This window comes from Mucilaginibacter sp. (assembly GCF_036383575.1).
Lineage (GTDB): Bacteria > Bacteroidota > Bacteroidia > Sphingobacteriales > Sphingobacteriaceae > Mucilaginibacter.
In genome coordinates, this window is record NZ_DASVOB010000866.1 from 1 (window position 1) to 4,817 (window position 4,817).

4 protein-coding genes and 1 pseudogene are annotated in these 4,817 nt (G+C 42.7%); all 5 read left to right on the forward strand.

The genetic code is table 11. The features are described from left to right. A pseudogene (locus tag VF500_RS30520) lies at positions 1-554 on the forward strand (phosphate--acyl-ACP acyltransferase); the annotation flags it as partial. A gap of 11 nt (positions 555-565) precedes the next feature. Beyond that, positions 566-1,555 (forward strand): beta-ketoacyl-ACP synthase III, encoded by a 990-nt coding sequence (locus VF500_RS30525; RefSeq protein WP_330863271.1) that lies wholly within the window; start codon positions 566-568, stop codon positions 1,553-1,555. A 254-nt stretch (positions 1,556-1,809) separates the two neighbouring features. Next, on the forward strand, positions 1,810-2,283 hold the full coding sequence (accB, locus tag VF500_RS30530; RefSeq protein ID WP_330863272.1) for an acetyl-CoA carboxylase biotin carboxyl carrier protein: 474 nt from the start codon (positions 1,810-1,812) through the stop codon (positions 2,281-2,283). A gap of 147 nt (positions 2,284-2,430) precedes the next feature. Continuing rightward, positions 2,431-3,765 carry an acetyl-CoA carboxylase biotin carboxylase subunit gene (gene accC / locus VF500_RS30535; RefSeq protein WP_330863273.1) on the forward strand — a complete coding sequence of 445 codons (1,335 nt, stop codon included), beginning with the start codon at positions 2,431-2,433 and terminating at the stop codon, positions 3,763-3,765. A gap of 74 nt (positions 3,766-3,839) precedes the next feature. After that, positions 3,840-4,706 (forward strand): twin-arginine translocase subunit TatC, encoded by an 867-nt coding sequence (gene tatC / locus VF500_RS30540; protein WP_330863274.1) that lies wholly within the window; start codon positions 3,840-3,842, stop codon positions 4,704-4,706. The last annotated feature ends 111 nt before the right edge of the window (positions 4,707-4,817 follow it).

Genomic DNA, 4,817 nt, shown 5'->3' on the forward strand with positions numbered 1-4,817 from the left:
CTATTGTACCCAAACTTAAAGGCGGTTTGGGTATTTTGTTGGATGTAGGTGCCAATGCTGATTGTAAGCCTGATGTGCTTGTTCAGTTCGGTGTACTCGGCAGTTTATTTGCACAGGCAGTTTATGATATCAGCAACCCGCGTGTTGCTCTCATGAACATCGGCGAAGAAGAAGAAAAAGGTAATATCCTTAGCCAGGCCACCTACCCATTAATGAAAGCAACAACGTTATTTAACTTTGTTGGTAATGTTGAAGGACGCGATCTTTTCAGTGAAAGCGCCGACGTGTACGTATGCGACGGTTTTACCGGCAATATAATATTAAAGCTGGCCGAATCGTTTTACGTTATAACAAGGAAGAAACAGCTGAAGGACGAGTTTTTTGACAGGTTTAATTATGAACAATACGGTGGCAGCCCGATTTTGGGTGTAAATGCCCCTGTTGTTGTTGGTCACGGCATCTCGAGCCCCGAGGCAATAAAAAACATGGTCCTTTTATCGAGGAACATGATTGAGAGTAACCTCGTTGATAAAATAAAACAAGCATTCCAGTAATTTTATAAAAGATGAGTAAAGTTCATGCCGCTATTACCGCTGTACATGGTTACGTTCCCGACTATGTATTAACCAACCAGGAGCTGGAAACAATGGTTGATACAAATGACGAGTGGATAACCAGCCGTACCGGTATCAAAGAGCGACGCATATTAAAAGGCGAAGGCCTTGCTACATCTGATATGGCGGTCCATGCCGTTACCGGGTTACTAAAAAAACGCGGTATCGGTGCCGATGAGATCGACCTTATCATCTTCTGCACTACCACCCCCGATATGATATTCCCGGCTGCGGCCAACATTTTAGGTGCCAAAATCGGCGCTAAAAATGCATGGGGATTTGATTTACAGGCAGCCTGTTCGGGTTTCCTTTTCGGCTTAACATCAGGTGCCCAATTTATTGAAAGCGGTAAACACAAAAAAGTATTGGTAGTAGGCGGCGATAAAATGTCGGCTATTGTTAATTACGAAGACCGTGCTACCTGTATCATTTTTGGCGATGGCTGCGGCGCCGTATTACTTGAACCAAATGAAGAAGGTAACGGCGTTATCGATTCGGTCTTGAAAAGTGACGGCGCAGGCGCCCAGTATTTAAACCTTAAAGCCGGCGGTTCATTAAAACCTGCAAGCCATGAAACGGTTGATGCTAAAGAACATTATGCCTACCAGGAAGGACAGGCTGTGTTTAAATTTGCAGTAACCAACATGGCCGATGTTGCGCACGAGGTAATGGAGCGTAACCACCTTACAGGCGACGATATTGCCTGGCTGGTACCACACCAGGCCAACAAGCGGATCATTGATGCTACGGCAAATCGTACAGGCATCAGCCCCGATAAGGTGATCATCAATATTGAGCGTTACGGTAACACCACCAATGGTACCATCCCACTTTGTTTGTGGGAATGGGAAAGCAAGTTTAAAAAAGGCGATAACCTTATTTTAGCAGCTTTTGGCGGTGGCTTTACCTGGGGTTCGGTATATTTGAAATGGGCATATTGATGTGCCGATTATAGATGTGTAGATTTCAGATGTACAAATTTTCTATTAAAAGGATATTTGATATATCAAAAAAATAAAACATCCGTAAAAAGCGCATGTTATTTGCTTATGAACAACGTAAATGACAGGCTACTTATAGTAATCCGTTCACTAATTAATCAACATAGTAATCTGCATATCTGCACATTTGCATATCTGCACATTTGAGTATAACTTAGATATAAACTTTGTCCCAAACCAATTAATCCTTAAACATGGATATTAAACAAATTCAGGACCTTATTCGCTTTGTTTCCAAATCGGGCGTGAACGAAGTATCAATCGAGCAAAAAGATTTTAAGATCACAATAAAAACCAACGAGGTACAGCCTACGGTGGTTCATGCTACCATACCAGCCGTAACACAGCCTGTTACTCCGGTATTGCCAACTGCGCCTGCTCCAACTCCTGTTGAGCCTGCTGCACCTGCCGGTCCTGATACTTCGAAATACATTACCGTTAAATCTCCAATGATCGGTACATTCTACCGTTCATCAAGCCCGGATAAACCTCTGTTTGTTAATGTTGGCGACGAGATAAAACCAGGTTCTGTAGTATGTATCATCGAGGCGATGAAACTGTTCAATGAAATTGAATCAGAAGTTTCAGGCCGTATCGTAAAAGTACTTGTTGATAACGCCTCACCTGTTGAGTACGATCAGCCACTGTTTTTAGTAGAACCAGTTTAGTTGATGAACTGATGTGCAAATTTCAAATGTGCAAATGATATTTAATTCGTTTGCACATTTATAATTTACATATTTGCCCATCAATCATTCGTTAATATTTTCATCTGCATATTTGCACATCTGTAATTTGCACATCAAAGAAAAACAATGTTTAAAAAAATATTAATAGCTAACCGCGGCGAGATCGCCCTTCGTATTATCCGTACCTGTAAGGAAATGGGTATTAAAACGGTTGCTGTATATTCAACTGCAGATCGCGACAGCCTTCATGTTCGTTTTGCCGACGAAGCTGTTTGTATCGGTCCGCCGCCAAGCCGCGATTCATATTTAAATATTCCTAACATCATTTCAGCTGCCGAATTAACCAATGCCGATGCGATCCATCCTGGCTATGGCTTCCTGTCTGAAAATGCTAAGTTCTCGGCCATTTGTGCCGAGTATGGTATCAAATTTATTGGTGCAACTGCCGAACAGATCAACCAGATGGGTGATAAAGCTTCGGCTAAGGATACCATGAAGAAAGCCGGTGTCCCAATTGTTCCCGGTTCTGATGGTTTGCTTAGCGATGTTAAATCGGGTATCGCTATCGCCAACAAAATTGGCTACCCTGTTATATTGAAAGCTACTGCCGGTGGTGGTGGCCGTGGCATGCGTATTGTTTGGAAAGACGAAGAGTTTGAGAATGCCTGGGATTCGGCCCGTGCCGAGTCTGGTGCAGCCTTTGGTAACGACGGCTTATATCTTGAAAAATATGTTCAGGATCCGCGCCACATCGAAATCCAGGTTGTAGGCGATCAGTTTGGTAAAGTATGTCACCTTTCAGAGCGCGACTGCTCTATTCAGCGCCGTCACCAGAAACTGGTTGAAGAATCACCTTCACCTTTCATGACCGAAAAGCTTCGTAAAAAAATGGGAGAGGCCGCTCTTAAAGGCGCTAAAGCCGTTTCGTACGAGGGTGCAGGTACAGTAGAGTTTTTGGTTGATAAAGACCGTAACTTCTATTTCATGGAGATGAATACCCGTATCCAGGTTGAACACCCGGTTACCGAAGAGGTGATCAACTTCGACCTGATCAAAGAGCAAATTAAAGTTGCTGCCGGTATCCCTATCTCAGGTAAAAACTACGAGCCAACAATGCATGCCATTGAATGCCGTATCAATGCCGAAGATCCGTTCAACAATTTCCGCCCGTCACCAGGTAAAATAACCAATTTTCATTCACCGGGTGGTCATGGCGTACGTATCGATACACATGTGTACACAGGTTACGTTATTCCGCCAAACTACGATTCAATGATTGCCAAGGTAATTTGCGTGGCCCAAACCCGCGATGAAGCATTAAGCACCATGGAACGCGCATTGAGTGAATTTGTGATAGAAGGCGTGAAAACAACCATTCCATTCCACTTAAAATTATTGAAGGATCCAAACTTCCGCGCTGGTAACTTTACCACCAAGTTTATGGATACATTTGAATTATAAAAATAAATTCAAACTATCTTCATACAATTAAACGTATTTAGCACAATAGCGTTGATACAGCGGTATATATTACAATGAGCGAGAACAAGATCATCAAGGCCATAAAGGATAAAGGAAAAACGTTAGAGGCAGAAATGTCCTTCTTTGATCATCTCGAGGCCTTAAGGGGGCATCTTATAAGAGCTTCGATAGCGATTGTAGTATTTACCGCTGTTGTTTTTTATTATTACGACTGGATATTTGAAACAATTATCCTGGGGCCCAGCAAATCAACCTTCTGGACTTACCGTATGCTTTGCAAGCTTGGCGTTGCCCTGCATCGTGACGGCTTTTGCGTTAGTAATGTGAAAATTCACCTGATCAATACCGAGCTGGCTGGTCAGTTTACGCTCCAGATCAACTCGGCATTAATAATCGGCATCACACTGGGCGTTCCATACCTGATCTGGGAAATCTGGCGTTTTATAAAGCCTGCATTACACGATAAGGAACGTAAAGCGGCTACCGGGTTTGTATTTTATGCCTGTCTGCTTTTCTTTTTGGGTGTCCTGTTCGGTTACTACGTGATCACACCGATGTCAATCAACTTTCTGTCGGGCTACACTGTAAGCGCGGCTATTGAAAACTTAATTGATACGGACTCCTACCTGTCTTCAGTGGCAACCCTTACTCTTGCTACAGGCATTGTTTTCCAATTGCCTATCCTGGTTTATATATTGGCTAATCTGGGTATCATGACGCCTAAATTCATGAAAGAAACCCGTCGTTATGCTATTGTAGTTATCCTGATCATTGCCGCTGTGGTTACTCCGACACCCGATATGTTAACCATGACAGTGGTAAGTATCCCGCTGTTTGTGTTATATGAGGTAAGTATTATTGTAGCTGGCCTTGTTGAAAAACGTAAGATTAAAAAAGAAGAGGAGTTAGATAAAGCATAATGCTGCTTTGGTCTGTTGATAGCTTTTTATTGAAGGATCAATAAAGAAAAGTGAGATCTGCATATTTTTTACTTGAATTATCCTCCTTTTTGCGCACGTGCGAATTGCCCG

Bases quoted from the DNA above. Each gene is read 5' to 3' on its own strand.
- VF500_RS30525 (WP_330863271.1), top strand. From the start codon at position 566: ATGAGTAAAGTTCATGCCGCTATTACCGCTGTACATGGTTACGTTCCC.
- accB (WP_330863272.1), top strand. From the start codon at position 1,810: ATGGATATTAAACAAATTCAGGACCTTATTCGCTTTGTTTCCAAATCG.
- accC (WP_330863273.1), top strand. From the start codon at position 2,431: ATGTTTAAAAAAATATTAATAGCTAACCGCGGCGAGATCGCCCTTCGT.
- tatC (WP_330863274.1), top strand. From the start codon at position 3,840: ATGAGCGAGAACAAGATCATCAAGGCCATAAAGGATAAAGGAAAAACG.